Source organism: Curtobacterium flaccumfaciens pv. betae (assembly GCF_026241855.1).
Taxonomy (GTDB): Bacteria; Actinomycetota; Actinomycetes; order Actinomycetales; family Microbacteriaceae; genus Curtobacterium; species Curtobacterium flaccumfaciens.
Genome location: NZ_JAPJDC010000001.1, coordinates 1,376,986 through 1,402,863, shown reverse-complemented (window position 1 = coordinate 1,402,863; position 25,878 = coordinate 1,376,986). Strand labels below are relative to the sequence as shown.

Genomic DNA, 25,878 nt, shown 5'->3' with positions numbered 1-25,878 from the left:
GGCGCGGGGCAGGACCGCCCCGCGCCTCTGGTCCGTCTTTGCGCGATTCTGTGAAAAACCCCAGATGAGAGCCGGTAGTACCGAGATGAAACCGTGATCTCCGGTAGGGGTCGGAACGGGTCCGCGAACCGTAACGTCAGCACAGAGGAGCGCGCGGGCACCGCTTGCCCACCACCAGACTCCCGAGGGGGAACCATGCACCAGTCCACCAAGCCGCCCGTCCGTCGCGCGGCGACGATCGGCATCGTCGTCGCGGCGACCGCCATCGGCGCGGTCGTCGGCGTCGGCGCGCCCGCGACGGCGGCGACGCCGACGGGGACGACGACACCGACGAGCACCGCGGCGACCTCCACGGCCGCCAAGACGCCGAGCGCCGGCCTGACGCCCGGCGCCGGCCCCGCCGCGAAGGCCACGGACAGCGCCACCCCGGCGGCAGCACCGGGTGACGGCAGCGACCTCGCGTTCACCGAGCCGTCGACCCAGGCGGCCCCGATCGCCCTCACCGCGACGGTCGGCACGCCGTTCAGCCACACGTTCACCACCACGGGCGGCAACGGCACCGTCGCGTACGCCATCCAGGACGCCCCGTCGGCGGACTACACGGTGAACGTCGAGACCGGCGTGCTGAGCGGCACGCCGACGTCCGCCGGCACGTTCGACTTCGAGGTCGTGGCCCTCAGCGGCTCGACACAGGTGACCGAGTACGTCCGCCTGACCGTCGCGCCGTCGCCGGTCGTCTTCACCGAGCCGTCGACGAAGGCGAAGCCGCTCGCCCTCACCGCCACCGCCGGCGCGACCTTCACGCACACGTTCCGCACCACGGGCGGCAGGGGGTCGCTGGCGTACGCGATCCAGGACGCACCCTCCTCCGACCTGACCGTCAACGTCGAGACCGGGGTGCTCACCAGCACGGTGACCACCGCTGGCACGTACGACTTCGAGGTCGTCGCCCTCCGTGGCACCGCGACCGCCACGGAGTACGTGCGCCTGACCGTCCTGCCGGCCGCACCCATCGGGGTCCGCGCGATCGTCGACACCGGCACACCCGGAGCGACGGTCTGGTCAGTCGCACCCGGTGGCGTCATCAGCGCGTTCTCCGGCGGGGGCGAGCCCCTCGGCACCGTCGCGTCGGTGCCCGTCCAGCAGGGCGGTTCGCTGGTGGTGTCCGGCCTCGCCGTCGACCGGTTCGGCAACCCGACCGCGCCGGCTTCCGTGAGCACCGGGTTCGGCACGACGGTGACGAGCTCGGTGGCGTCGGACAAGGTCGTCACCGATCCCCGGGGCGACGCCTCGAAGGTGACGTTCCCGCACGCCTCGGACCACCGTCTCACCGTCGCCCAGGGTGGCGCCTCGACCACGTTCGTCGTCGCCGTCCGTCCCGTCGCCACCGCCGCGGTCGCGACCACGACGAGCGGCACCGGCGGCACGCTCGCCTACACCGGCGCCGACGAGACCACGCCGTTGGCGTGGGCCCTGGGCCTGCTCGCCGCCGGCGGCCTGCTGGTCCTCCGCCTGCGTCGTCGTCGCGCCTGAGACGCGACCGACGAACGGACGGGAGGCCCGGTGCCAGCTGGCACCGGGCCTCCCGTCCGTTCGCGGTCGCGCCGGTCCCGGCGCAGGTCGTGACCAATCCGTGACCGAAGGATCGTCAGGTCTGCTCCCCACGGGACATTCCCTGAGTAGAGGACGCTGATCCGGCGTCCCGACCTGGTATCCGAGGGGGATCCCCGTGAAGCAGTCCTGCACATCCACGTTCCGACGCAGCGCCGCGGTCGGCGCAGCCGTCGCGATCGTCGCCGCGTCGTCCGCGTTCGGCATCGGCGCCACCGCCGCCGTCGCCGACACCGCCACGTCCAGCACCACCGAGGTGACACCGACGGCACAGCCAGGGGGCACGACCGACCCGGCAGCGCCGGTCGCCTCCCCCGCTCCCGACGCTCCGGACGGGGCCGCCGTCCCCGGCACGCCGGCAGCGGACCCGTCTCCGACGCCGAGCCCGGATCCCGCAGGGCCGGTCGACCCGATCCCCACGCACACGCCCACGCCGACACCGGCTCCCGCGGCACCGGCCGGAACGGAGTCGACCACGGCGGCCTCGGTTCCGGTCACCTGGTCCGAGTCGTCGAGCCCCGAGGACCGGATCGTCCTGCACGCGACGGCCGGCGAACCGTTCTCGCACACGTTCGTCGCGAACGGCGGCGACCGCCCACTCGAGTACCTGTTCAACCCGCACACCACGCCGCCCGGTCTGCACTGGGACGAGAAGACGGGCGTCCTCAGCGGAACCCTCACCAACCCGGCGGACTCGTTCGACATCGACGTCGCCGCCACCGACCAGTACCAGAGCGCGACCCAGTACGTCCGGGTCGAGATCCAGCCGGGCGCGGCCGCGCACATCGGCGCCCAGGTGTACTCGAACGCCGAGGGGCGCAATCCCTCCTGGTCCGTCGCGGGCGGCCCGGACGGCGGCATCGCCCCGATCGGCGGCGGCGGTCTGATCGACGCGGTGCCGGTCGGACGCGGTGGGTCGCTCTGGGTCAGCGCCGTCGTCACCGACCGGATCGGGACCCCGCTCAACGGCACGGAGATGCCGTCAGAGTCGACCCTGACCAGTGACGACCCCGACGATGTCCTTCGCTACGACGACGAATCCAACACCTGGAAGGCGACCTTCGACGGCACCGGTCCGCGACAGCTCACCCTGCGCTCCGAGGGGCTCTCGCTGTCGATCCCGGTCGACGTCGCCGACACCCCGCTCACGTTCACGGAGCAGTCCTCCTCCGATGCCCCGCTCGACCTGACGGCGACGTCGGGCACGCCGTTCAGCCACCGCTTCTCGGTGCAGGGCGCGACCGGCCCGGTCGAGTACTCGCTCGCCGGCTCCGACGGCGGCGACGTCATCGGTGACGGGGACTTCTTCCGCTCCGAGTTCTCGATCGACCCCGCCACGGGCGTCCTGTCCGGCACGCCGCGCCCCGCGACGCAGTACGACTTCGAGGTGATCGCACGCAGTGGTTCCGAGACCGCGACGGCGCACGTCACCCTGACGGTCGAGCCCGGCGCCCCGGTCGGAGTCCTGGCGTCGGTCTACCACGGCGCTGAGGGCCCGGAGTGGGAGGTCGCACCCGACGGATCGGTCACCGAGTACACGATCGACGCTGCGGGTTCGGTGCAGACGAAGTCGGTCGACAGCGTGCCGGCGGACCAGGGCATCCCGCTGTTCGTGAAGGCCGTCGCCGTCGACGCCAACGGCAACCGCACGACGACCCCGGGCAGCCCGCACCCCGTCGTGAAGAGCGACGTGTCCACTGACCGGATCACCTGGGTCGCCGAGGCGGAGTCCAACCAGGTCGACTTCCCGCACGCGTCGATCCACACGCTGACCGTGTCCAACGGAGGGGTCACGACCTCGTTCCGGGTCGATGTCCGAGCGCACGCCGACGCCGCCGGGTCCTCGACGACCCGTACGGCGTCCGGCACGCTCGCCTACACCGGTGCCGACGAGTCCGGTCCCCTGGCGTGGGCGCTCGGCCTGCTCGCCGCCGGCGGTGGCCTGCTGGTGCACCGTCTGCGCCGTCGACGCGCCTGACACGCGATCCGATGCGGACGGGAGGCGCGGTGCGGGTCCGCACCGCGCCTCCCGTCCGCGAATCGTGCGGGAACCCCCAACCCGGGTCACATTCCGATCAAGCCCGTCGCGCACGTGCGCATATAACCCCTACGATCCGATCATGCCGAGGATTCTCGGCGAACTCTTACGTTCCGGCACCCGACCGGACTCAAACCCTGGGGGACGAAGTGCGCCGCAGCACCTCCACCGTCCGACGCGCCTGCGCCGTCGGCACCACCGTCGCGCTGATCGGTCTCACGACCGGTCTGGGCGTCATGACCGCGACCGCAGCGACCGCTGCCGAGTCGAACCCGGCCGTCAGCGCTCCTGCGACGGCCGCCACCGACGGCACCACGCCGAGCGACACCGCCACGGACGGCACGGGCACGCCCGCGACCGGCTCCGAGGCGGACGGCAGCACGCCTCCCGCCGGCGACACCACCGGTGACGACGCCCCCGCGGGCGACGACGCCGACGTGACCGGCCCGGACACCGAGCCGACCGACGCCGGCACCCCCGGCACCGGCTCGACGGCTCCGGCCGGCACCCCCGCCGCCCCGGCAGCGACCACGCCGACGAAGCCCGCGGCGACCGAACCGTCCGTGCGCGCCGCCGCCGAACAGTCGGTGACCATCTCCGGTGACCTGACGGTCGGTTCAGAACTCGTCGCAAAGCAGGCCGGGTTCACCTCCGGCAGCAAGATCTCCTACCTGTGGACCGACGAGGCCGGCGCCACGCTGTCCGAGGCGGCCACCTACACGATCGAGCCGGCCCTGGCGGGGCAGCAGATCACGGTCACGCTCGAGGGCGCGGCCGTGGGCGAGGTCGCGACGACGACCACCGAGACCGCCGTCGCACCGGTGTTCGTCGACGAGGCCGGCCAGCCGCTCTCCGAAGATGACAGCGACCCGACCATCGAGGCGACGGCGGGCGAGCCGTTCTCGTACACGTTCCGTGCGCTGAGCACCCCGGCGCCGAAGCTGTCGGCCTCGTCGTTCGACGACGAGGGCGACGAGCAGTCCACCCTGCCGAAGGGGATCGACTTCGACGCGGAGACCGGTGTGCTCTCGGGCACCCTGACCGACACCGACGAGTACTTCGAGGTCCTGGTTACCGCGACGACGACGACCCCCAGCGGCACCGTCACGAGCGAGCAGTACGTCAGCATCGACGTCCAGGCCGGCGCCCCAGTGGGCATCGAGGTCCTCACGCTCACCGAGGACGCGCTCCTCGACGGCACCTCGACCACCGCGTGGATCATCAAGCCGAACGGCGACGTCTACCAGGGCGACCTGCTCAGCGACGACGAGCCCGTCAAGGGTGGCAAGGTGACGGTCGAGCAGGGCGGCACGCTCCTGGTCTCGGGCACGCAGGTGGACCGCTTCGGCAACGAGCTCTTCCCGGAGTTCGACGAGGAGACGGGTGAGCCGACGTTCTTCACCCCGACCGTCACCTCGGACGTCGCGACCGACGTCATCGGGCCGTACTCCGACATGGCCGATGTCGGGCTCGTGTCCGTCACGTTCCCGCACGCCTCGACGCACACCCTGACCGTCTCCGGTGCCGCGGTGCCGAGCACGGTCTTCGCGGTGGACGTGCAGCCGACGATCGCCCCGGCCGCCGTCATCAAGCCGATCGTCCCCGCGGCGGTCGCCACGCACCACACCGGCTCCGGTCGGCTCGCCTACACCGGAACCGATGCGACGGGTGCCCTCCCCTGGGCGCTCGGCCTGCTCGTCGCCGGTGCCGGTCTGATCGGCGCCCGCACCCTGCGCCGTCGCCGCGCTCAGCGCTGACGGTCCCCGTCGTCTCCCGTCCGTCGCGCGCCCGCGTGACGGACGGGAGGCCCGGCTCGGCCCCGCCTGTCCCCGCACGGGGCGGCGGGGCCGTTTCCGTCCCACCGTCGGTAGCGTGGGCACCATGCCCACGCTGCTGCACATCGACTCCTCGGCCGACCTCACCCACTCCCGCTCGCGCGCACTGACCGCGGCCTTCGCCGACGCCTGGCGCGCCCGCGGCCCGGAGTACACGGTCGTCCGGCGGGACCTGCACGTCGATCAGCTCCCCCACCTGGAGAGCTCGGCGCTGCACTGGGCCGCCGCCGACCGTACCGCCGAGGAGACCGTCGCGCCCGAGGCCGAGGCCCTGCGCCAGGAGGTCATCGACGAGCTCCTCGCCGCCGACGTCGTCGTGGTGGGTGCGCCGCTGTACAACTACACCGTGCCGTCGACCCTGAAGGCCTGGATCGACCGCATCCACGTGCCCGGCATCCTGACCGGCGGCGTGCAGCCCCTGGCCGGACGACCCGTCGTCACCGTGGTGAGCCGCGGTGCGACCTACGACGCCGGCACCCCGACGGAGGGCTGGGACCACGGCTCCCCCGTCCTGCACATCGTGCTCGGCACCGCGCTCGGCATGAAGCTGTACCCGATCACCGTCAGCGCGACCCTGGCCGACCGGCTGCCGGACCTCGCACCGCTGGCCGACCACGCCGCCGCGGAGTTCGCCGACGCGAAGACGACGATCGAGCGCCTCGCGACCACGCTCGGCTGAGGTCAGGCGGGCCGGATCTCGCCGGCCCGCCCGAGCAGCTCCGCGTGGAGGGTCGTCTGCGTCAGCGCGCTCGCGAGCAGGAACCCGGACATCGACTCGATCCCGCCGCTGAAGGGTACCCGGGCCGCGACCTCGAACAGCGTCGGACGGTCCAGCGCATCGAGGGCCGCGGCGACGTGACGCGAGCGCTCCTCCCGGTGCCGGGCCAGGGTCTCGGCGCGGGTGACGACGTCACGGAACCGGTACTCGTGCCCCGGGCAGACCTCGAGCTCGGCGTACGGGTCGAGCCGCTCGAGCGACGCCAAGTAGTCCCCGAGCGGGTTCGTGCCGGTCCGGCCGCCGAGCCCGACACCGGAGTTGATCCGCGGCAGCACGTGGTCGCCGGAGAAGAGCAGCCCGTCGGCCTCGTCGAGGAAGCACACGTGCCCGGTCGTGTGGCCCGGGGTCCAGAGCGTCCGGATCGTCCGACCGGGGACCGGCAGCAGGTCGCCGTCCTCGAGCAGCACGTCGGCGTACGGCGCCTCGATCCGGCCCATCCCGATCCGGCGTCCGCTGCCCCACGCCTCGACGACCCCGGCCCGCAGGTGTTCGGGCAGCCCCCACGTCGCGATGTCCGCGTCGTTCCGCTCGGCGTCGGCGCGTTCCCGTTCGAGCGCACGGACCTCGAGGCCGTGCATCGCCACGCGGGCACCCGTCGCCCGGCGGATGGCAGCCGCGGCCCCCAGGTGGTCGGCGTGCAGGTGCGTCACGGCGACGAGCGACACGTCGTCCAGGGAACGGCCGATCCCGGCGAGCCCGTCCCGCAGCTCGGCGAGTCCGCCGTCGGCCGACCACCCGGGGTCGATCACCGCGAGCGAGCCGTCCGACCCCTCGACGACGTACACGAGGGTCGCGTCGGGCACCCCGAACCGGAACGGTACCGCGAGGGTCCAGATGCCCGGCCGGACCTGCTCGACGGGTGGCAGGACGCCGTCGTGGAGCGCTGCGGCCTGCACGGGGCTGATCGGTTCCGGGGCCGGCGCTGCCGGCGGGGGCACGGTCGTCACGCCGGCCACCCTACCGACGCGTGTCTGGCCCTCGACGGCCCTGCTCCCGACGGATGGTGAGCAGAAATGGTCGGGTGCGGGCCGTGGACCCGACCATTTCTGCTCACCGAACGCACGTGCCGGGCGGAGCACGGGCCTCCAGGCAGACAGTCGCGCCGACGCGCGCGAGTAGACAGGACCCATGGAGATCGCACCGATGCTCGCCAAGGCAGTCGCCACCGTCCCCGACCCGGACAGCACGAAGGGCGGGCTGCGGTACGAACCGAAGTGGGACGGCTTCCGGGGCATCGTGACCATCGACGGTGACGACGTCGAGATCGGCAGCCGCGGCGCCAAGCCGCTCACCCGGTACTTCCCCGAGCTCGTCGAGGCGTTCCGCGCGCAGTTCGGCGGCCGCGACCACCCGGTCGTTCTGGACGGCGAGGTGATCCTGCGTTCCGGCGAGCCCGGTGCCGAGCGCCTCGACTGGGAGGCCCTGTCGCAGCGCATCCACCCGGCGGCCTCGCGGATCGCCAAGCTCAGCGTCGACACCCCGGCGCAGTTCGTGGCCTTCGACCTGCTGGCCGTCGACGGGCAGGAGCTCCTCGACCTGCCCTTCGACGAGCGCCGTGAGCGCCTGGAACAGCTCGGTGACGCGATGACCGACCCGCTCTTCGTCACGCGCACCACGCTCGACGTCGAGCAGGCGCGCGAGTGGCTCACCACCTTCGAGGGCGCCGGGCTCGACGGCGTCGTCGCAAAGCCCCGCGCGCGGCCGTACGAGCCGAACAAGCGCTCGATGCTCAAGATCAAGCACCACCGCACCGCCGACGTCGTCGCCATCGGCTACCGCGTGCACAAGAGCGGCTCCGGCGTCGGGTCGCTGCTGGTCGGCCTGTACGACGCGGACGGCGAGCTCCGCCAGGTCGGCGGTGTCTCCGCCTTCTCCGACAAGCGGCGGGCCGCGTTGATCGACGAGCTCGAGCCCGTCGTGCTCCGCGATGCGGACGGGAGGCCCGTCACCGGTGACGGGGAACGGTCGCGGTTCTCTTCGGGTCGCGACACGTCGTTCGTCCGGCTGGCGCCGGAGCTGGTGCTCGAGGTCCGGTACGACCAGATGGAGGGCGACCGGTTCCGGCACACCGTGCAGTTCGAGCGGTGGCGGCCCGACCGTGACGCGACGTCGTGCGGGTTCGAGCAGCTCGAGGTGCCGAGTGCGTACGACCTGAGCGACGTGCTGTCCTGACGCGGAACGCACTGCGGTGTCCATTTGTCGCTGTTCTGTCACGTTCGGGGAAAAGTAGTTAGCCGAACTAGCGAAGCCGTGCCAGGATGATCTCAGCAGCACGAGGCGTCCAGTCCGGATGCCCTGATCGGAGCGGATCGACATGAGCACCAGCACGCTTGTCCGCCACCCTCGGCGGAGCCCCTTCACAGAAGTCCGAGAGGCACGGCGCCAGCGCGTCCTGCAGCTCAGCGCGGTCATCAGCGCCATCGCCGGCGTGACCGCCACAGCGCTCGCCCTCGTCACTATCGGACTCGGCTCGTGATCGTCGACGGCATCACCGACGTGCACCGCGGCACCTGGTCGCGGCTCACCCGCCTGCACACCGCCAGCATCGGGCTGCCGACGCACACCACGCGCGTCGAGGACCCGGACCGTCAGCGGGACGTCTCCTCCGCAGCCTGAGGCTCGGTTCGGTTCGACCCGGCTCGGCCCGGTTGCTCGGCCGCCCGGCCGCTCGGCCTCAGCTCGGCTTCTTCGCCCGTGAGGGCTGCACGCGCGGTGGCTCCCCGGGCATCTTCGGGAAGTCCGGCGGGAACGGCAGCTCACCCTCGCCGTTCGCCAGGTCCCGCTCCCACCACTCGAGCAGCGGTGCAATGCTGCCCGGCTGCTCCCCCATCGACTCCCACGGGTCGCCGGTGGTGCGCAGCCGCTCCGGCACCGTCCGGATCGTGAAGGTGGTCGGGTCAGCGGTTCGCAGTTCCTCCCACGCGATCGGCGTGGACACCGAGGCGTGTGCCAGGGCCCGGGGGCTGTAGGCACCGGCCATCGTGCGGTCGCGGTTCGCCTGGTTGAAGTCGACGAAGATCCGCTGCCCCCGCTCCTCCTTCCACCACGCCGTCGTGACCCGGTCGGGCATCCGTCGTTCGAGTTCGCGCGCCGCGGCGATCACCGCGTGCCGCACCTCGAGGAACTCGTGCTCGGGGTGGATCGGCGCGAACACGTGCAGGCCGCGGTTGCCGCTCGTCTTGATCCAGGTCGTCAGGCCGACCTCGTCGAGGACCTTCCGCAGCTCCTCGGCCACCGGCACCGTGTCACCGAAGTCCGTGCCGGGCTGCGGGTCGAGGTCGATGCGGAGCTGGTCCGGGTGGTCGCTGTCCTCGGCACGAGAGGCCCACGGGTGGAACACCACCGTGTTCATCTGGGCGGCCCACACCGCCACGGCCGGCTCGTCGATCACGAGCTGCGGGTGCGACCGGGCACTCGGGTAGGTCACCGTGACCGAGCGGACGTAGTCGGGCGCCCCCTTCGGCGGGTTCTTCGAGAAGAACTGCTCGCCGTCGACACCGCCCGGGAACCGCTGCAGCGAGAGCGGCCGGTCGCCGTTCGCCCGGAGGAAGGCATCGCCCACCGTCACGAGGTACTCCGCCAGGTCGAGCTTCGTGATGCCCGCCTCGGGCCAGAGCACCCGCGAGGGACTGCTGATCCGGACCTCGCGGTCACCGTCGGGCCCGGGCACCCGCACCGTCGTCGCTTCGCTCGCCATGCAGCGGACCGTACACGCGTGCCGGCTGCCCGCCCGCAGCCGGGGGTGCGCCGCCGAGCTCCCGCAAGACACCGGTGTTCCCTGGTCGAACACGCGCACGCCGGTGTTCAGCGCGCGAACACCGGTGTCTTGCGGGCACGGCAAGATGGGCGGGTGAACGCGTACCTCGGCATCGACCTCGCGTGGGGGCTCGGCTCCGAGCGCAAGGCCGCGAACGAGACCGGGCTGGTCGCGATGGACCACGACGGCACGATCACCGACGCCGGGTGGGCCCGCGGGGTCGACGCCGTCACGGACTGGATCGCCGAGCACCTCGGGCCACGATCCCTGATCGCCGTGGACGCCTCGCTCGTCGTGACGAACCCCACGGGCATCCGCGAGTCCGAGCGGCAGGTCGGGCAGCGCTACGGCCGGTGGAAGGTCGCGGCGAACCCGACGAACCAGGCATCGGCGGCGAGCGCCGGCTCAGCGCTGCTCGACCGGCTGACCGCGCTGGGCGTGGGGTACGTCTCCGACACGGACTCGATGCGCCGACGCACCGGTCCGGTGATGTTCGAGTGCTACCCCTACACGACGCTGGTCGGGGTCGAGGAGCTCGGCTACGACGTGGAACGACCCCGGTACAAGCGGCTCGACCTCCGGATCCCCGCCGCCGAGGCACGTGCCCGTCGCGCCGAGGCCTTCGACGAGCTGGTCCGGCGGCTGCGCGAGACCCCGCTCGACCCGCCGCTGCTGCTCGACTCCCATCCGCTGACGCGGCGGCTCGCCGATCCGTCGGTGCTGCACGGTCCGACGCACAAGCACCGCGAGGACCTGCTCGACGGGGCCCTGTGCGCGTGGACGGCGGCGTTCTGGGAGCGACACGGCGACCAGCGCGTGCAGATCCTGGGAGGTGATCGGGGCCTCCCATCCGACCCGCTGGACGAGGCGGGCCGCCGGCCCGTCGTGGTGGCGCCCGCGCGCCCGTCGCAGCGGAGGCCGCGCGGCTAGGGTTGAGCGGTGAGCGCGACGACCGAACCCCTGCACATCGGGCTGGTGTCGCTGCACACCTCCCCCGGAGACGAACCCGGTTCGGGCGAGGTCGGCGGCATGAACGTCGTCGTCCGGCACCAGGCCGAGGCGCTGGCCGACCTGGGCCACCACGTGGACATCATCACGCGCCGGTCCGCCCCGACGCAGCCGGACTCGGTGTCGCTCGTGCCGGGCGTGTGCCTGCGGTTCCTGTCCGCGGGGCCGGCCGAGCCGGTGCCGAAGGGTGAGCACGACGCGTTCATCGAACCGTTCCGTCACGAGCTGCAGCAGCTCGGGCCGTTCGACGTCCTGCACTCGCACCACTGGTTCTCCGGCGCCGCCGCACTGCCCGTCGCCCGCGAGCGCGGCATCCCCCACGTGCAGTCGTTCCACTCCATCGCCGCCGACCCGGCCACGCCGCTGTCCGAGGGCGAACGCCCCGAGTCCGCGGGCCGCATCGCCGGCGAGGAACTGCTGGCCCGTGATTCGGACGCCGTCGTCGTGGTGTCCGAGGCCGAGGCGTCGACCGTGCGCACCCGGCTCGGTGGCGACGACGCCCGCATCTGGATCGTGCCGCCGGGGGTCGACGGGTCCGTCTTCCGGCCCGCGGCGGTCGGAGCGCGCCGCGCCGCCACCCCCTACGTGGTCGCGGCGGCGCGCGTGCAGCCGCTCAAGGGCCTGGACCTGGCGATCGAGGCGATCGCGGACATCAGCCTGGAGGCCCGCCCCACCCTGGTCATCGCGGGCGACGTCTCGAGTGAGGCGGGCGACTACGTGGACGAACTGCGTCGGCTCGCCGACGCGCGGGGCATCGCCGACCACGTCACCTTCGTCGGGCCGCAGTCGCGTGCCGACCTGGCGTTCCTGTTCCGTGGCGCGGCAGCCGTGCTCGTGCCGTCCCACTCCGAGACGTACGGGCTCGTCGCGCTCGAGGGCTCCGCTTCCGGGGTGCCGGTCGTGGCCGCGGCTGCCGGGGGCCTGCGTGAGGCCGTGGTGGACGGGGAGACGGGCGTCGTGCTCGAATCTCGCGACCCCCAGGCGTGGGCGGACGAGATCGAGCGGATCCTGACGGATGCGCCGTACGCCGCCGGGCTCGCCGCTGCGGGCCGGGAGCACGCGGAGCGCCTGAGCTGGGAGCGGTCGGCTGCGGGGCTCGAGGACGTCTACCGTCGGGTGCTCGGGCGATCGTGAGCGGGACGGGCGGTCGGTTCGCCGCGTTCTGGGCGGCGCTCGACGCCGTGCCCGTCGAGTCGGACGCCGAGGCGCTCTACGACGTCGGATCGGCCGAGGGACGGCTGCGGCGCGCGAACCTGACGCGGTACCTGGAGCAGTCCGGGGCGGGGGCCGACACGTTGCTCGTGGCCGAGGCCCCGGGGTGGCGCGGCATGACGAACACGGGTGTGCCGTTCACGAGCATGCGCGAGCTCGCGCCCGGGTACGCGGTGCCACCGGAGCCGACGGCACCGTGGGAGGCCTCGTCCCGCGTCGTGCACGCCGCGTTGGAGGGCTGGCGCGGTGCGCTCCCGGTCGCGTGGGCGATCTTCCCGCACCACCCCTTCGTGGCACCGGACCGGCTGACGAACCGGACGCCACGGCCCGCCGAGGTCCGCTCGGGCGCACCCGTCGCGCTCGCGCTGCTGGAGGCCCTCGGCGGTGCGGACCGGGTCCGGGTGGTCGCGGTCGGTCGGAAGGCGCAGGGAGCGCTCGCCCTGGCCGGCATCGAGGCGATCGCCGTGCGGCACCCGGCGCAGGGCGGCGCGAAGCAGTTCACCGAGCAGCTGCGGGCGCTGGACCGCTAGCCAGCTGTTCGATCGCGCGGGCGTCCCGGTCGCGCCCTGGTCGCGTCCCGCTCAGGCGGAGCGGACCTCGACGCCCTTGCCCGCGAGCCGTTCTACGACGTGGGCGGGCAGTGGTGCGGCGGCGTACACGGTCCGGAGCTCCGGCAGGTCGAGCAGGTCGTCCCAGTTCTGCGGGTCGAAGCGGTCGTCCGAGCCGTCCCAGCCGGGGTGGACGTCCCGCAGCACCTCGAGGTCGGAGTCCACGGTGATCTCGATGACGAGCGACAGGTGCGACGGCAGCAGGTCGAGGTCGTCGTAGTACTCGCGCGCCCGGTCGTCCTGCCCGTCGACGTCGAGGTCCTCGTCGGTCTCGTCCTCGGCGTCCGGGTCGTAGGGGTCGAGGACGTCCAGGTCGTAGCAGAGGACGTCGAGCACCAGGAGCTTCGCGTTGAAGTCCGCGAACTCGATGGGCTCCTCGGTGGTGTTCGACTGCTGGTCCATGGCCGGAGCGTATCCGTCACCGAGCGACCGTGTTGCGATCGCGAGAAACCTTCCTGTGGGACTGGACAGAAAGGCGTCTCGCGCGCAAGGGTGACGCATGGCCACCACCAAGACGGACCGCCCACAGCAGGAGCAGCACGAGCTCCGCCGGGTCATCGGTCCCAAGCTCCTGCTGCTCTTCATCGTCGGCGACATCCTCGGCACGGGTGTCTACGCGCTCACCGGCCAGGTCGCGGCCGAGGTCGGCGGGGCAGCGTGGCTCCCCTTCCTCATCGCGTTCGCGGTCGCGCTGCTCACGGCGTTCTCGTACCTCGAACTCGTGACGAAGTACCCGCAGACCGCCGGTGCCGCCCTCTACGTGCACAAGGCGTTCGGCATCCACTTCGTCACCTTCATCGTGACGTTCATCGTGATGTGTTCCGGGATCACGTCGGCGTCGACGGCATCGCGGGCGTTCGCGGCGAACCTCGGCGCCGGGTTCGGCATCGAGCTGCCGAACGGCGTGGTGATGCTCATCGCGATGGGCTTCATGCTCGCGGTGATGTTCATCAACTTCCGCGGGGTGAGCGAGAGCGTCAAGACGAACGTCGTGCTGACGCTGGTCGAGCTGTCCGGTCTCGTCATGGTGATCCTGATCGGGTTCTGGGCGATCGCGGGCGGCAACGCGGACTTCTCGCGGGTCGTGATGTTCGAGACGCCGGAGGACAAGTCCCTGCTGCTGTCGATCAGCACCGCGACGTCGCTGGCGTTCTTCGCGATGGTCGGGTTCGAGGACTCGGTCAACATGGCCGAGGAGACGAAGGACCCCTCGCGCATCTTCCCGAAGATCATGCTCACCGGCCTCGGCATCACCGCCGTGATCTACGTGCTCGTGTCGATCTGCGCCGTGGCCGTCGTGCCGATCGGTGAGCTGGCCGGCAACGAGACCCCGCTCGTCACCGTCGTGCAGACCGCCGCGCCGGACTTCCCGATCGCCGACCTGCTGCCCTTCATCTCGATGTTCGCCGTCGCCAACACGGCCCTGATCAACATGATGATGGCATCGCGCCTGCTCTACGGCATGAGCAAGCAGGGCGTGCTGCCGGGCTTCCTGTCCCGCATCTCCCCCGCCCGTCGCACCCCGTCGACCGCGATCGTCTTCACCACGCTCATCTCGCTGCTGCTGATCGGGTGGGTCTCGCTCGACCCGGACTCCCCCATCGTCGTCGTCCTTGGTGGCACCACCTCGCTGTTGCTGCTGACGGTGTTCGCCGTCGTCAACGTGACCGTGCTCGTGCTGCGCCGCGACAAGGTCGACCACAAGCACTTCCGAGCCGGCGTCATCATCCCCGTCATCGGCATCGTCACGTGCCTGTGGCTCGTCATGCCGTTCTCGTCCGGTCGTGACCCGCAGCAGTACCAGATCGCCGGCGCACTGCTGGCCCTGGGCGTGCTGCTCTGGGTCCTGACCTGGTTCACGCACGGACGGAAGCAGGCCGAGAAGGCCCCGACCGGACTCGTGACGGAGCCGACGAAGGTGCAGCGCCCGCCGCACGACCACCGCGACGTCTGATGGACGCGACGAGCGTCATCTGGACCGTCGTCGTCGTGGTGATCGCCGCACTGTCCCTGTCCGCCGGAGGCTGGCGCCTTCGTCGGGGTCGACGGGATGACCGACGCGACCGCTGACCGCCGCGCACGAATGACCCGTGACGACGGCGAACCCAGAACCGCGGAGCGCGGAGCGTGCGATCACGGCGGGCCGCCGCACGCTTCCCAGGAGGCGCCCGTACGCTCGTGCTGCTCTTCCCGCTCCGCCCGCCCAGCACCCGCCCAGCCCCTCGAGAGGTCCCGTCATGCGCCGTGTCGGCATCACCCTCGCCTCGGTGTTCGGCGCCGGGATCGTGGCGGTCGGCATCGGTGTGGTCGTCCTCGTCGTGATCGCGGTCAACTCGCTCGCCGGCATCGCGAAGTCGAGCGCCGCCACCCCGACTCCCGCGTGCCCGGCCGTCGCCTCGAAGACGATCGGCGGGATGGTCGTGCCCGCCGGACCCGTCGGCGGCTTCTGCCAGGACCGCCTGGTGAACGCCGCGCACGTGATCGAAGCCGCCCAGGCGCTCGGCATCGGCCCGCACACGCAGGCCGTCGGGGTGATGACCGCGATCGGCGAGTCGAGCCTGGTGAACCTGGACCACGGCGACGCCGCGGGCCCGGACAGCCGCGGCCTGTTCCAGCAGCGCGACAACGGCGCCTGGGGCACGTACGAGCAGCGGATGGACCCGTACACGGCCGCGTCGATGTTCTACGCGAAGCTGGTGAAGGTGCCCGGCTGGAAGACGATGAGCCCGACGCAGATGGCGCACGCGGTGCAGATCAACTCGGACCCGGACCACTACGCGAAGTCGTGGCCGCAGGCGAAGGCGATCGTCGAGGAGCTCACCGGCCAGGACGTGCCGGACGCCGCTCCCCAGGGCTGACCACTCACGAGGCCACCGGCTGCGTGTCCTCGTCGAACTCGACGATCGCGGCTCCGCCGGAGTGCACGACGACCTGGGCGCGGAGCCGGATCGAGTGCTCGTCGAGGGCGCACGCACAGGCGTCGACCCACTCCCAGTCCACCGGGTAGAGCCGGTCGGCGTCAGGGCGCTCCCACACGAGCACGACGTCGACGGCGCCGAGCTGCGCCACGATGTCCGCGATCAGGGCCGCGAAGTCGTCGACGTGTTCGTCCGGGGAGTACGGCAGGTCGGCGATCGGCAACAGGAACGGGATCGACATCCCACGGTCGTCGAGGAACAGCACCCAGCACTGCCGGCGCAGCGGTCGTTCGACGACGGCTTCGACGAGTCGGACGACGTCGTCGTCGGTGCGGACGGGTTCACGGATCAGGCGGTCGAGCATCTCGGTGTCAGGCATGGCTCCAGCGTGTCGGTCCGACCGCCGCCGCCGAGGCGCGCGTCGGCTTCTGTGGAGAGACGCCTGACACTCCCCCACCTGTGGAGGAAGAAGCGCCTAGATGCCGTGCGTGACCGAACTGTCGACGAGCAAGAGCGAGGCGAAGAACACCGCGACGATCGCCGCCATGCCGACGAGCACCACCGGCCAGGTCAGCCGACGTCGCACGAGCCGCAGCACGCAGACCGCGATCGTCGCGACCAGGACGGCCGCCACGATGATCGGCCCCACGACGACGACCGAGTCACCAAGGGTCTCGTTGCACGTGTTGCCCGGCGCCCCGCACGACACGAAGGCGAGCGACATCAGCCGGATCCCCCACCCCGCTGCCAACGCGCCGACCGTCAGCACGACGAGCAGGGCGGTGGAGGCGACCACGTCCGCGACGCGGCTGCGACCGGCCAGGGGGTGGCGGGCCTCCCGACCGAAGCGTGACGGGCCGGACCCGAGCGGATCCGGATCCGCGCCGGGGGCCGGACCGCTCTGCCGCGCGGGCGCGCCCATCAGGAGCGCCGGCCGCGCGTCGACCAGAGGGCGAGCGCGATGAGGACGGGCTGACCGAACAGGCGGACGAAGCGCTTCTCGTCGCTGTCCAGACCGAAGGCGTCGCGACGGTTCACCCACTGCGACAGGTTGCCGGGGAAGATGACCGTGAAGAACAGGGCCGCGACCGAGCCGACGAAGCGGCGGGCCGGCTTCGGAGCGAGCACCAGGGCCGAGCCGAGCGTGATCTCCGCGACCCCCGACGCGAGCACCGTCGTGTCGTCGTCCAGGGGGACGAAGTCGGGCACCTGCGCCGTGAACTCCTTGCGCGCGAAGGTCAGGTGACTGGTGCCCGCGACGACGAGGGCCAGGCCGAGCAGGACGCGGAAGAAGGAACGCATGCCTCCATGGTGCCCGTTCCCGCGATCGGGTGCCCGCGCTGCGCGACCTGGACGTGCTCGAAGCGAGGTTCACTCGCTAACATGCGGTCCATGGGAGCAGTTGCTCGTGACCACGAACCGCCGGCAGCCCCGGCGACCTTCGCGGTGCTGCTCGGACCGGTCGCGTTCTACCTCGGCATCATCGTGCCCGCGCAGTCCACCGTGCGGCACGTGCTGCTCGGTGCGGTGTTCGGGCTCGTGTGCGTGCTGTGCGGCTGGCGGGCGATCCGGATCGCCGGGCGTCGCCGCGCGGTGCAGGTGTGGTCGTGGATCGGCATCGTGATCGGGACCGCCGGGCTCGTCATGCTCGTCTGGCAGGTGCTCGTGATCGTGACCGGGGGCGCGTTCCCGCCGCCGTTCTGGTCGCCCTACGCCAACCGCTGACGCGGTGCGGCCGGGAGGCCCGGGGCGGTCCCGCCCCGCCGCGCACGACTCCGGTCGGTCCGGGTTAGGGCCGCCCCGCCTGACGACGCCGGGTCACCAGCCGAGCGTGCCGGGCGCGCCCTTGAACGGTCCGACGATGTCCGCAGTGATCCAGCCGCCGTAGAAGTCGCCGTCCTGCGCCTGGACCCGTTCGCCGCCGACCTCGCACGAGTCCATCGCCGACGGGTAGATCGCGACGCGCTCCCGCAGCGACTCGTAGCCGGGCACGGGCGTCGGGTAGTTCCAGGCGGCACGGCTCGCGACCGTCCCGTCGCCGCCGACGACGTCGAAGTAGCGCGCGAGGCCCTTGAACTCGCACATGCTCGAACCGGACGCCTTCACCAGCGCGCCCTCGGCCAGGTCGGCCATGGGCAGGTAGTAGACCGGCGGGTGCGAGGTCTCGAGCACGCGGACGACGTCGGTCGTGTCGGCGACGACCGTGCCGCCCAGGCGGACGACGACGCGGGCAGTGACCCGCTCGACGGCGGGTGGGCGGGGGTAGTCCCAGACGGATTCCTGGCCGGGGCCGGGCTCGGTCCTCTTCGGGTGGCGCATGCTCCAGGTCTACGCCCGGTGCCTGCGGTGCAGCCGCGTGCGGCGGGGGCGCGTGCGGGCGGGTCGGGCCGTTCTTTCGCGCTGAGCGACAGCTCACGGGCTCGGCGGCGCGAGAAGTGTCGTCCAGCGCGAAATCCCGACCCCCGCCCCCGCCCCGGCCCCGCCGCCCGAACGCCCGCACCCCGCCCGTGCGCACGACCGCCTCCGGGTGCACCATGGGCGGGTGACGACGACGACACGCACCCTGTTCCGACGGAAGCCCATCGACACGATCGATGACGAGGCCGGGGGCGAGGGCGGCCTGAAACGGCACCTCGGTCTGTGGCAGCTCACCGCGATCGGCATCGGCGGCATCATCGGTGCCGGCATCTTCACCCTCGCCGGCACCGTCGCGAACGGCGTCGCCGGACCCGCGGTGCTGATCAGCTTCCTGGTCGCCGGGGTCGCGAGCGCCGCCGCTGCCCTGTCGTACGCAGAGTTCGCGGGGCTCATCCCGAAGGCCGGCAGCGCGTACACGTACGGCTACGCGGTGCTCGGCGAGATCGTCGGGTGGTTCATCGGCTGGGACCTGCTGCTCGAGTACACGGCGATCGTGGCGGTGGTCGCGATCGGCATCTCCGGCTACGTGGGGTTCCTGGTCGGCCAGTTCGGCATCGACCTGCCCGCGTGGATGCTCGGCGCCCCGGGCACCGGTGACGGCCACGTGATCGACGTCTTCGCGATCGCGCTGTGCCTGCTCACCGCGTTCGTGCTGACGCGCGGCATCCGCAGCGCCGCCCGGTTCGAGTTCGTCGCCGTCGGCATCAAGGTGGCGCTCGTCGTGCTCATCGTCGTGCTCGGCGTGTTCCACATCAACAGTGCGAACTACTCCCCGTACTTCCCGTTCGGCTTCGGCGGCGTGATGACCGGTGCCGCGACCGTGTTCTTCGCCGTGTTCGGCTACGACGCCATGTCCACCGCGGCCGAGGAGTCCACCGACGCCCGCAAGCACATGCCGAAGGCGATCCTGCTGTCCCTCGGCATCTCGATGGTGCTGTACGTCCTGGCGACCCTCGTGCTCACCGGGATGCAGAAGTACACCGACATCGACCCGGCGTCGGGCTTCTCGTCGGCGTTCGCGTCCGTCGGCCTCGGCGGTGTCGCCAACGTCATCGCGATCGGTGCCATCGTCGGCATCGTCACGGTTCTGGTGACGTTCATGCTCGGTGCCTCGCGCGTCTGGTTCTCGATGAGCCGCGACGGTCTGATGCCGAAGTGGTTCGCGAAGACCGACCCGAAGCGGCACGTGCCGACACGGGTGACCTGGATCCTCGGCATCGCGTCGGCGATCCTGGCCGGGGTGCTGCCGATCGGTGTGGTCGCCGAGCTCACGAACATCGGCATCCTGCTCGCGTTCGTCGTGGTGTGCTCGGCCGTGGTGGTGCTGCGCTACCGGCAGCCCGACCTGGACCGCCAGTTCCGGCTGCCGTTCATGCCCGTCATCCCGATCATCGGCGTCATCGCGTCGCTGTGGCTCGTCACGTTCCTGCAGTGGGAGACGTGGGTTCGGTTCGCGATCTGGTTCGCGATCGGGCTCGGTGTGTACTTCGGGTACTCACGACGCCACAGCAAGTTGGCAACGGGCGAGGTGACCGGCGGCAAGCCCCTGCGCGACTGAGCACCGACGCCCGGGAGGCCCTGACGCGTGCTCGCTCGTGAACGCAATTCATGTCGCGCACACGCTCTCTCGCTGCTCTCGGCACGCCGCTCGTCGTCGGCACGGGGGTCGCCGCATGACCCCCGAACTGGGGTCCACCCATCTGTCTACCAACTGGCAACCTGATCAAGGGTCACGAATGACGTGACTCCTGAGGGGAGCACCAATGGCCGACGTCGACGACGTCCATCCATCCGTCAATCTCGAACCACCACCCGCGGGAGCCAGCCGCCGCCAGGTCCTGATGTTCGCTGTGGCGAGCGCACTCGCCGGGAGCAGCGTGCTCACGGCAGACCGTGCCTTCGGTGCGACGCCGGACAACCTGGCAAACCTGGACAAGTCGAAGCCGGAAGGCGCTCCGTCCTCGCGAGCTGCCGCCGTGGCCGGTGCGTGGGGCGGCTACCAGAACGGCCAGATCCCGACCTCCGTGCTCGAAGCAGTGCCGGCCTCGAACGGCCAGCCGTTCCTCCGGCCGGACGCCGCCCTCGCCTGGCGAGACCTGGACGCAGCCTTCACCAGGCAGTTCGGCACCGCACTCGTGATCACCGAGGCCTACCGTGACCTCGCCCGCCAGGAGAAGCTCTACCAGGAGTACCAGGCCGGCACCGGCCCCCTCGCAGCGCCTCCGGGTACGTCGATCCACGGGTGGGCCCTGGCTTGCGACTTCGGCAGTTCCGTGGACAAGTACGACACACCCCAGAAGATCTGGATGGACGCGAACGCGCCGACCTACGGGTGGCAGCCCACCGGGAACGGCTTCAGCTCACGTGAAGCCTGGCACTTCGAGTACGACGGCTCATACCAGGCAGAAGAACCCACACCGCCGCCAGGAACAGAACAGGACGCATCAGACATGAAGCTCATCACCAACAACGGACGCACCTGGCTCATCGGCGAGATGACCGGCATCGAGATCAACAGCGAGTTCTTCACCGAGCTCAAGTCGACCTACAACCTGTCCGGTTCGCTCGGCAACCTCCGCGCGGCCCTGGTCGCGCAGTACGGCGAGCCCGTCGCGATCCAGAGCGCCACCAACGTCGAGGGGCTGCTCGCGGTCGCTCGCAGGAACCGCGCGGTCCTCGTCAGCGAGATCAACTAGCACCGATCGGAAGGAAGGCCCCCGTCGACGATCGACGGGGGCCTTCCTCGTCGTCGGGTGAACGACATAGGCGCACCGGGCTGACGACGAGCCGCCCCTCAGCGCCGCAACGTCTCCCGCGGGTACTCCCCGAACCGGCTCGCGTACACCGAGGCGAACCGCCCCATGTGCGCGAAGCCCCACCGCCGGGCGACGTCCGCCACCGAGGTCGCCTGCGGGTCGAGGATCCGCAGTTCCTCGTGCACCCGTCCGAGCCGGACCTCGCGCAGGTACGTCATCGGCGAGCGCTCGAACGCCCGCTGGAACGACTCCTGGATCCCGCGGATGCTCAGCCCGGCCGCCTGCGCGATGTCGGCGACGGTGAGCGGTTGGTGGGCGTGCGCCTGGATGAACTCGACGGCGGCCCGGAGTCGTCCGTCGCTGCGGGTGCCGTAGCCCGCGGGGAACCGCTCGGCCTGCAGCGGGTACATGCGGAACAGGGCGCGGGCGACGTCACGCTGCGCCTCGTGCCAGGCGAGGGACTCGTCGCCCTCCTCGCGCAGCGCACGGAGCGCGCCGGACACGGCGGTCCGCCACTGGCCCAGAGCTGCGGAGCCAGGCGTCGTCGTGGTGTCGAACGCCATGGTGCCGTCGACCAGGTGGTCCTCGGCGGCGACGTCGAGCACCAGGTCACGGCGCAGGTGCACCAGGCGCTGGTCCCAGTCCTGGTACTCCATCTCGAACCGGCGCTCGACGGGGAACAGCGTCGGGACGCCGGGCTGCATGCGGACCTCGTCACGGCCGACGTCGACGCGGGCCTCGCCGCGCTCGAGCCACTGCACGACGACCTCACCCTCGGTGGCGACGTCACCCCGCAGGTACCCGTGCATCTGGGAACGGCGGACACTCAGCCGTTCGTCACCGACACCGACGTACTTGAACCAGTAGTCCTGGTCGAGGGCTCGGGAGTACCAGGCCTTGCCCGCGTACATGCCGGCGAGCGAGCTGATGGCCTCGTCGGTGTCCTGACCGGCCACGGCGACGAGTGAACGCGGCGAGGTGGGGCGTGCAGCAGGATCGGAACCCGGAGCGGGCGCCTGCGACTCGGTCGTGTCGGTCATCGGAACACCTCTCTCTCCTGGAGCAGAGCGGTGTGGTCACCTCCGGGTGGTCCCCGGCCTGCCCTCTCACGCTAGGGAGCAGCGGGTGGACGTACAACCGGGTTGCGCTCTGCGGCCTAACGGCCGGTCCAGCGAACCCAGCCGTGCACCTGAGCGGCCGCACTCTCGAAGGACGAGTGCCCGCCGGTCAACGAGTGGTCCGGGGAATCGACGGTGTACGTGTCGGTCCGGGTGATGTCGCACACGACCTCGGCGTCGATCCACCCGTTCCAGTGGTCGGCTGAGTCGCGTACCCACCGCAGTCGGTCCGGCATGAGGTTCCAATCGATTCCGTGGACCGCTGTCGTCGCGCTCCGCGTTGGACGGTAGTCCTGCCAGATGTCCGTCGCACAGGGTGGCGGCGGGGATCGTCGGTGGCGACTGGCACGATAGTCCCGTGCCTGCTGCCCCGATGATCGACGCCGTCGACGTCATCCGCTTCGTCGGGCCGCAGACCTTCGGCCGCGCACGCGACGTCGTCCGCGCCGGCCTGGTCGACGACGCCACCTGGCACGACGACGACGGCACGGTCACCGCGGTCGTGTCCGGCACCGCCGACGACCCGTACGAACTCCGCGTCGACACCACCCCCGCGCGCGGCGACTTCGTCCGCCCGGTCCGCAGCACCTGCAGCTGCCCGCTCGGCGGCGACTGCAAGCACGTCGCGGCCGCGCTCCTCACCATCAACGCCCGCGCCCTCGCCGCGAACGCCGGCCCACGCCCGGAAACGCCGGCTCCGCCGCCCTCGGACTGGAGGCACGACCTCGCCCGCCTCGCCGGCGACGACGAGCGGGCGCCCACCCCGCAGGGCACCCGGATGGGGCTGCAGTTCGAGTTGCGTGACGCGGTCCCCGCCAAGCTCGCCTCGCGAGCCCGTGCCGCCGGCCGCGCCCTGCCCGCGCCGTCCCGCGGCGTTCGGCTCGGGGTCCGGCCGGTGACCCGCAGCGACGCCGGCAACTGGGTGCGCGGGCAGCTGACCTGGGGCACGCTCCCCTACTCGCAGAACCGGCTCGGCGTCGGTGCCGAGCAGCACGCCTGGTTCCTGCAGCTCGCCGCCCTGCACCGCGCCGGGCAGCTCGCGGGCCTGCCCGGTGAGAGCGACTGGCTGCACCTCGACGACTTCCGGAGCCCCCTGCTCTGGCCGCTCCTGCAGCAGGCCGCGGCGCTCGGCATCGCATTCGTCACCGGCAAGCGCGAGGGCGGTGCGGTCCTCGGCACGCAGGCCCAGGTGCTGCTCGACGTCGCCCGGCACGACGACGCCGTGGTGATCGGCGCGAGTGCCGTGCTCGACGGCCGGCCCGTGGTACCCGGAGCAGCGCGGATGATCGGCGACCACGGCGTCTACGTGTTCCGCGAGAGCCCCGAGTTCACGGTCGCCGTCGCCCCGACCCCGGCGCCGGTGCCCGAGGACCAGCGCCGCATGCTCGTCGAGGGCACCCGGATCACCGTGCCGACCGCCGAGGTCGACGAGTTCCTGGCCGACTGGTCACCCCGGTTGCGCGGCGCCCTCGGCCTGGTCAGCTCCGACGGCTCGGTGGAGCTGCCGGAGCGCACCCCGCCCGAGCTCGTGCTCACCGCGACCTTCGAGCCGGCCCGCGCCCCGCGCACCGACGACCGCGTGCACCTGCACTGGCGCTGGCACGTCGACGGGCGGAAGGACCCGGTGTCCCTGCACGGCCCGCTCCCCGACCTGTCCGGGCTCCGTGCCGCCGACGATCCGGCCGGCACCGACGTTCCTGCCAGTACCGATGACGCCTCCGTGGCGGACCCGGCCCCGGCGGTGGAGCCGGCCACGGCGACGACGCTTGCCGAGGACGCGACACAGGCCGGGCCTCCCGTCCGCCCTGCCGGACCCGGTGGCGGGCTGGACTGGTTCCAGGACGGCACCATCGACGGGGCCGACGTCGCGGTGTTCGCGAACGAGTTCCTGCCCGAGCTGCCGTCGCTCGGCATCCGCACGGTCGTGCAGGGTGAGCGCCTCGACTACGAGCGGTTGAGCGGGCGGCCGCACATCCGTGTCACGACGATGCCGTCGGACAAGCACGACTGGTTCGACCTCGGCATCATCGTCAGCGTCAACGGCAAGCAGATCCCCTTCACGCCGCTGCTCACCGCGCTCGCGGGTCGGCAGCGACGGCTCAAGCTCGTCGACAACTCGTACCTGTCGCTGGCCGACCCCGCGTTCGATCGGCTCAAGGAACTCATCGACGAGGCCCGCGACCTGGACGAGTGGGAGCCCGACCAGCCGATCGCCGTCACGCCCCTGCACGCCGGGCTGTGGTCGGAGTTCGACCTGCTGGCCGACGAGACCTCGCACGACGAGCGGTGGCAGGCGATCGCCTCGGGGCTGCTCGGGGCGACTCCCCCGGGTGACGTCCCCGCGCCGGACACCGTGCACGCCGACCTGCGGCCGTACCAGCACGCCGGGTACGCGTGGCTGTCGTTCCTGGTGACGTACGGCATCGGCGGGGTGCTCGCCGACGACATGGGGCTCGGCAAGACGCTGCAGGTGCTCGCGATGGTCGCTGCCCGTCGTGCCGCGGAGCCCGACGCGCCGCCGTTCCTGGTCGTCGCACCGACCTCGGTCGTCGGCAACTGGGCCTCCGAGGCCGCCAAGTTCGTGCCGTCGCTGCGGGTCGCGACGGTGACCTCGACGTCGCTGAAGGACCCGGCGCTCGTCGCGCGCACCGCCGCTGCGTCGGACGTCGTCGTCACCTCGTACGCGCTGCTGCGGCTCGACGCCCGCGCCTGGACCGACCTGCCGTGGTCGGCGCTGGTGCTCGACGAGGCCCAGTTCGTGAAGAACCCGCAGTCCCAGACCCACCGTGTGGCCTCGGAGCTGCAGGCACCGGTGAAGTTCGCGATCACCGGCACACCGCTCGAGAACGGCCTGACCGACCTGTGGGCACTGTTCCACATCGTCGCGCCCGGGCTGCTGTCCACCTGGACCCGGTTCGGCGACGACTACGTGAAGCCCCTCGCCTCGCCCGAGCTCCGCGGTGAGGCCCGGCAGGAACTCACCGGGCGGCTGCGCCGACGGATCCGGCCGCTCATGCTCCGCCGCACCAAGGAAGCCGTCGCGGCCGACCTGCCCCCGAAGCAGGAACAGGTCGTCCGGGTCACGCTCGACCCCGCGCACCGGGAGCTGTACGAGCGCACCCTGAACCGGGAGCGCCTGAAGGTCCTCGACCTGATCGACGACCTGTCGAAGAACCGGATGATCGTGTTCCGGTCGCTGACGCTGCTGCGGATGCTCGCGCTGTCGCCGGCGCTGGTGTCGTCCGGGTCGGCGTCAGCGGACTCGGACGTCACGTCGGGATCGACCCCGATCCCCTCCGCCAAGCTCGACCTGCTGCTCGACGAACTCGAACAGCTCGCGGCAGAGGGCCGTCGCGCCCTGGTGTTCAGCCAGTTCACCTCGTTCCTGCGGATGGTGTCCGACGCCCTCGACGCCCGCGGCATCGGCTACGAGTACCTCGACGGCTCCACCCGCAAGCGCCCGGAGGTCATCGAGCGCTTCCGGCAGGGCACCGCCCCGGCGTTCCTCATCTCGTTGAAGGCCGGCGGGTTCGGGCTCACCCTGACCGAGGCGGACACCGTGTTCGTGCTCGACCCGTGGTGGAACCCCGCCGCCGAGTCCCAGGCCGTCGACCGCACGCACCGCATCGGGCAGACCCGGTCGGTCAGCGTCCAACGGTTCATCGCCGAGGACACCATCGAGGAGAAGGTCCTCGCCCTCGCCGCCCGCAAGGCCGAGCTGTTCGCCACGATGATCGACGACGACGCCCTGTTCGCCGACGACCTGACCGCCGACGACATCCGCTCCCTGCTGACCTGAGCCGCTGCGCACACAGCCGCAC

The 25,878-nt window shown here is 71.7% G+C and carries 24 protein-coding genes; 16 read left to right on the top strand and 8 right to left on the bottom strand.

From position 1 onward, the window contains the following. Positions 1 to 195: 195 nt before the first annotated feature. The 4 genes from ORG17_RS06620 (at position 196) to ORG17_RS06605 (ending at position 6,163) form a co-directional block, all read left to right on the top strand. Positions 196 to 1,533: an LPXTG cell wall anchor domain-containing protein gene (locus ORG17_RS06620; protein WP_214526390.1), complete on the top strand. Its 1,338-nt coding sequence runs from the start codon at positions 196 to 198 to the stop codon at positions 1,531 to 1,533. Positions 1,534 to 1,729: 196 nt separating this feature from the next. Continuing rightward, the gene (locus ORG17_RS06615; protein WP_214526391.1) at positions 1,730 to 3,589 is read left to right on the top strand and encodes a putative Ig domain-containing protein; all 1,860 of its coding nucleotides are present in this window, start codon (positions 1,730 to 1,732) and stop codon (positions 3,587 to 3,589) included. A 209-nt stretch (positions 3,590 to 3,798) separates the two neighbouring features. Next, positions 3,799 to 5,406 carry a putative Ig domain-containing protein gene (locus tag ORG17_RS06610; RefSeq protein ID WP_214526392.1) on the top strand — a complete coding sequence of 536 codons (1,608 nt, stop codon included), beginning with the start codon at positions 3,799 to 3,801 and terminating at the stop codon, positions 5,404 to 5,406. Positions 5,407 to 5,530: 124 nt separating this feature from the next. Beyond that, entirely contained in the window at positions 5,531 to 6,163 is a 633-nt protein-coding gene (locus tag ORG17_RS06605; RefSeq protein WP_214526393.1) for an FMN-dependent NADH-azoreductase, read from the top strand. Between the two features lie 2 nt (positions 6,164 to 6,165). Here the strand turns inward: ORG17_RS06605 and ORG17_RS06600 are convergent, their stop codons facing one another. Continuing rightward, positions 6,166 to 7,209 (bottom strand): MBL fold metallo-hydrolase, encoded by a 1,044-nt coding sequence (locus ORG17_RS06600; RefSeq protein WP_214526394.1) that lies wholly within the window; start codon positions 7,207 to 7,209, stop codon positions 6,166 to 6,168. A 181-nt stretch (positions 7,210 to 7,390) separates the two neighbouring features. Here ORG17_RS06600 and ORG17_RS06595 point away from each other — a divergent pair, with 181 nt between their 5' ends. The 3 genes from ORG17_RS06595 (at position 7,391) to ORG17_RS06585 (ending at position 8,878) form a co-directional block, all read left to right on the top strand. After that, positions 7,391 to 8,434 (top strand): ATP-dependent DNA ligase, encoded by a 1,044-nt coding sequence (locus ORG17_RS06595; protein ID WP_214526395.1) that lies wholly within the window; start codon positions 7,391 to 7,393, stop codon positions 8,432 to 8,434. Positions 8,435 to 8,576: 142 nt separating this feature from the next. Then, positions 8,577 to 8,738, top strand: coding sequence for a hypothetical protein (locus ORG17_RS06590; protein ID WP_155896789.1), 162 nt, complete (start codon positions 8,577 to 8,579; stop codon positions 8,736 to 8,738). After that, a complete protein-coding gene (locus tag ORG17_RS06585; protein ID WP_155896788.1) occupies positions 8,735 to 8,878 on the top strand; it encodes a hypothetical protein in 144 nt (47 codons plus the stop codon). Before ORG17_RS06590 ends, ORG17_RS06585 begins: the two co-directional genes overlap by 4 nt. A gap of 58 nt (positions 8,879 to 8,936) precedes the next feature. Here ORG17_RS06585 and ligD read toward each other — a convergent pair whose 3' ends face one another. Next, positions 8,937 to 9,959: a non-homologous end-joining DNA ligase gene (ligD, locus tag ORG17_RS06580; protein ID WP_214526396.1), complete on the bottom strand. Its 1,023-nt coding sequence runs from the start codon at positions 9,957 to 9,959 to the stop codon at positions 8,937 to 8,939. A gap of 153 nt (positions 9,960 to 10,112) precedes the next feature. Here ligD and ORG17_RS06575 point away from each other — a divergent pair, with 153 nt between their 5' ends. Genes ORG17_RS06575 through ORG17_RS06565 form a run of 3 tightly spaced genes read left to right on the top strand, consistent with a single transcriptional unit; the run spans position 10,113 to position 12,769 of the window. Beyond that, the gene (locus ORG17_RS06575; RefSeq protein ID WP_214526397.1) at positions 10,113 to 10,949 is read left to right on the top strand and encodes a DUF429 domain-containing protein; all 837 of its coding nucleotides are present in this window, start codon (positions 10,113 to 10,115) and stop codon (positions 10,947 to 10,949) included. 9 nt (positions 10,950 to 10,958) lie between these two features. Beyond that, the gene (locus ORG17_RS06570) at positions 10,959 to 12,161 is read left to right on the top strand and encodes a glycosyltransferase (RefSeq protein ID WP_214526398.1); all 1,203 of its coding nucleotides are present in this window, start codon (positions 10,959 to 10,961) and stop codon (positions 12,159 to 12,161) included. Further along, complete coding sequence (locus tag ORG17_RS06565; protein WP_214526399.1) at positions 12,158 to 12,769, top strand: uracil-DNA glycosylase; 612 nt, start codon at positions 12,158 to 12,160, stop codon at positions 12,767 to 12,769. Before ORG17_RS06570 ends, ORG17_RS06565 begins: the two co-directional genes overlap by 4 nt. Before the next feature lie 51 nt (positions 12,770 to 12,820). Here the strand turns inward: ORG17_RS06565 and ORG17_RS06560 are convergent, their stop codons facing one another. After that, positions 12,821 to 13,249 (bottom strand): DUF6892 domain-containing protein, encoded by a 429-nt coding sequence (locus ORG17_RS06560; protein WP_214526400.1) that lies wholly within the window; start codon positions 13,247 to 13,249, stop codon positions 12,821 to 12,823. Between the two features lie 97 nt (positions 13,250 to 13,346). Here ORG17_RS06560 and ORG17_RS06555 point away from each other — a divergent pair, with 97 nt between their 5' ends. Then, positions 13,347 to 14,801, top strand: coding sequence for an APC family permease (locus ORG17_RS06555; RefSeq protein WP_214526401.1), 1,455 nt, complete (start codon positions 13,347 to 13,349; stop codon positions 14,799 to 14,801). Between the two features lie 283 nt (positions 14,802 to 15,084). After that, complete coding sequence (locus tag ORG17_RS06550) at positions 15,085 to 15,705, top strand: hypothetical protein (protein WP_051596669.1); 621 nt, start codon at positions 15,085 to 15,087, stop codon at positions 15,703 to 15,705. A 4-nt stretch (positions 15,706 to 15,709) separates the two neighbouring features. Here ORG17_RS06550 and ORG17_RS06545 read toward each other — a convergent pair whose 3' ends face one another. The 3 genes from ORG17_RS06545 to ORG17_RS06535 form a co-directional block, all read right to left on the bottom strand. Continuing rightward, a complete protein-coding gene (locus ORG17_RS06545) occupies positions 15,710 to 16,144 on the bottom strand; it encodes a hypothetical protein (RefSeq protein ID WP_027465188.1) in 435 nt (144 codons plus the stop codon). 96 nt (positions 16,145 to 16,240) lie between these two features. Further along, the gene (locus ORG17_RS06540) at positions 16,241 to 16,714 is read right to left on the bottom strand and encodes a DUF6264 family protein (protein WP_368859732.1); all 474 of its coding nucleotides are present in this window, start codon (positions 16,712 to 16,714) and stop codon (positions 16,241 to 16,243) included. Next, the gene (locus ORG17_RS06535; RefSeq protein WP_027465186.1) at positions 16,687 to 17,067 is read right to left on the bottom strand and encodes a DoxX family protein; all 381 of its coding nucleotides are present in this window, start codon (positions 17,065 to 17,067) and stop codon (positions 16,687 to 16,689) included. The genes ORG17_RS06540 and ORG17_RS06535 overlap by 28 nt, the downstream gene beginning before the upstream one ends. A 90-nt stretch (positions 17,068 to 17,157) precedes the next feature. Between ORG17_RS06535 and ORG17_RS06530 the strand changes: the two genes are divergently transcribed. Beyond that, a complete protein-coding gene (locus tag ORG17_RS06530) occupies positions 17,158 to 17,490 on the top strand; it encodes a hypothetical protein (RefSeq protein ID WP_214526402.1) in 333 nt (110 codons plus the stop codon). A 93-nt stretch (positions 17,491 to 17,583) separates the two neighbouring features. Here the strand turns inward: ORG17_RS06530 and ORG17_RS06525 are convergent, their stop codons facing one another. Continuing rightward, on the bottom strand, positions 17,584 to 18,084 hold the full coding sequence (locus ORG17_RS06525) for a DUF427 domain-containing protein (protein WP_214526403.1): 501 nt from the start codon (positions 18,082 to 18,084) through the stop codon (positions 17,584 to 17,586). A 223-nt stretch (positions 18,085 to 18,307) separates the two neighbouring features. On the opposite strand from ORG17_RS06525, the gene ORG17_RS06520 reads away from it, so the two are divergent. Both ORG17_RS06520 and ORG17_RS06515 read left to right on the top strand, forming a co-directional pair. Then, entirely contained in the window at positions 18,308 to 19,741 is a 1,434-nt protein-coding gene (locus ORG17_RS06520) for an amino acid permease (protein ID WP_051596668.1), read from the top strand. Positions 19,742 to 20,060: 319 nt separating this feature from the next. Next, positions 20,061 to 20,879 carry a M15 family metallopeptidase gene (locus ORG17_RS06515; protein WP_214527610.1) on the top strand — a complete coding sequence of 273 codons (819 nt, stop codon included), beginning with the start codon at positions 20,061 to 20,063 and terminating at the stop codon, positions 20,877 to 20,879. Positions 20,880 to 20,977: 98 nt separating this feature from the next. On the opposite strand, the gene ORG17_RS06510 is transcribed toward ORG17_RS06515, so the two are convergent. Then, the gene (locus ORG17_RS06510; RefSeq protein ID WP_214527611.1) at positions 20,978 to 21,979 is read right to left on the bottom strand and encodes an AraC family transcriptional regulator; all 1,002 of its coding nucleotides are present in this window, start codon (positions 21,977 to 21,979) and stop codon (positions 20,978 to 20,980) included. A 436-nt stretch (positions 21,980 to 22,415) separates the two neighbouring features. Between ORG17_RS06510 and ORG17_RS06505 the strand changes: the two genes are divergently transcribed. After that, positions 22,416 to 25,856, top strand: a complete 3,441-nt coding sequence (locus ORG17_RS06505) for a DEAD/DEAH box helicase (RefSeq protein WP_214527612.1) — start codon at positions 22,416 to 22,418, stop codon at positions 25,854 to 25,856. Positions 25,857 to 25,878 lie beyond the last annotated feature (22 nt).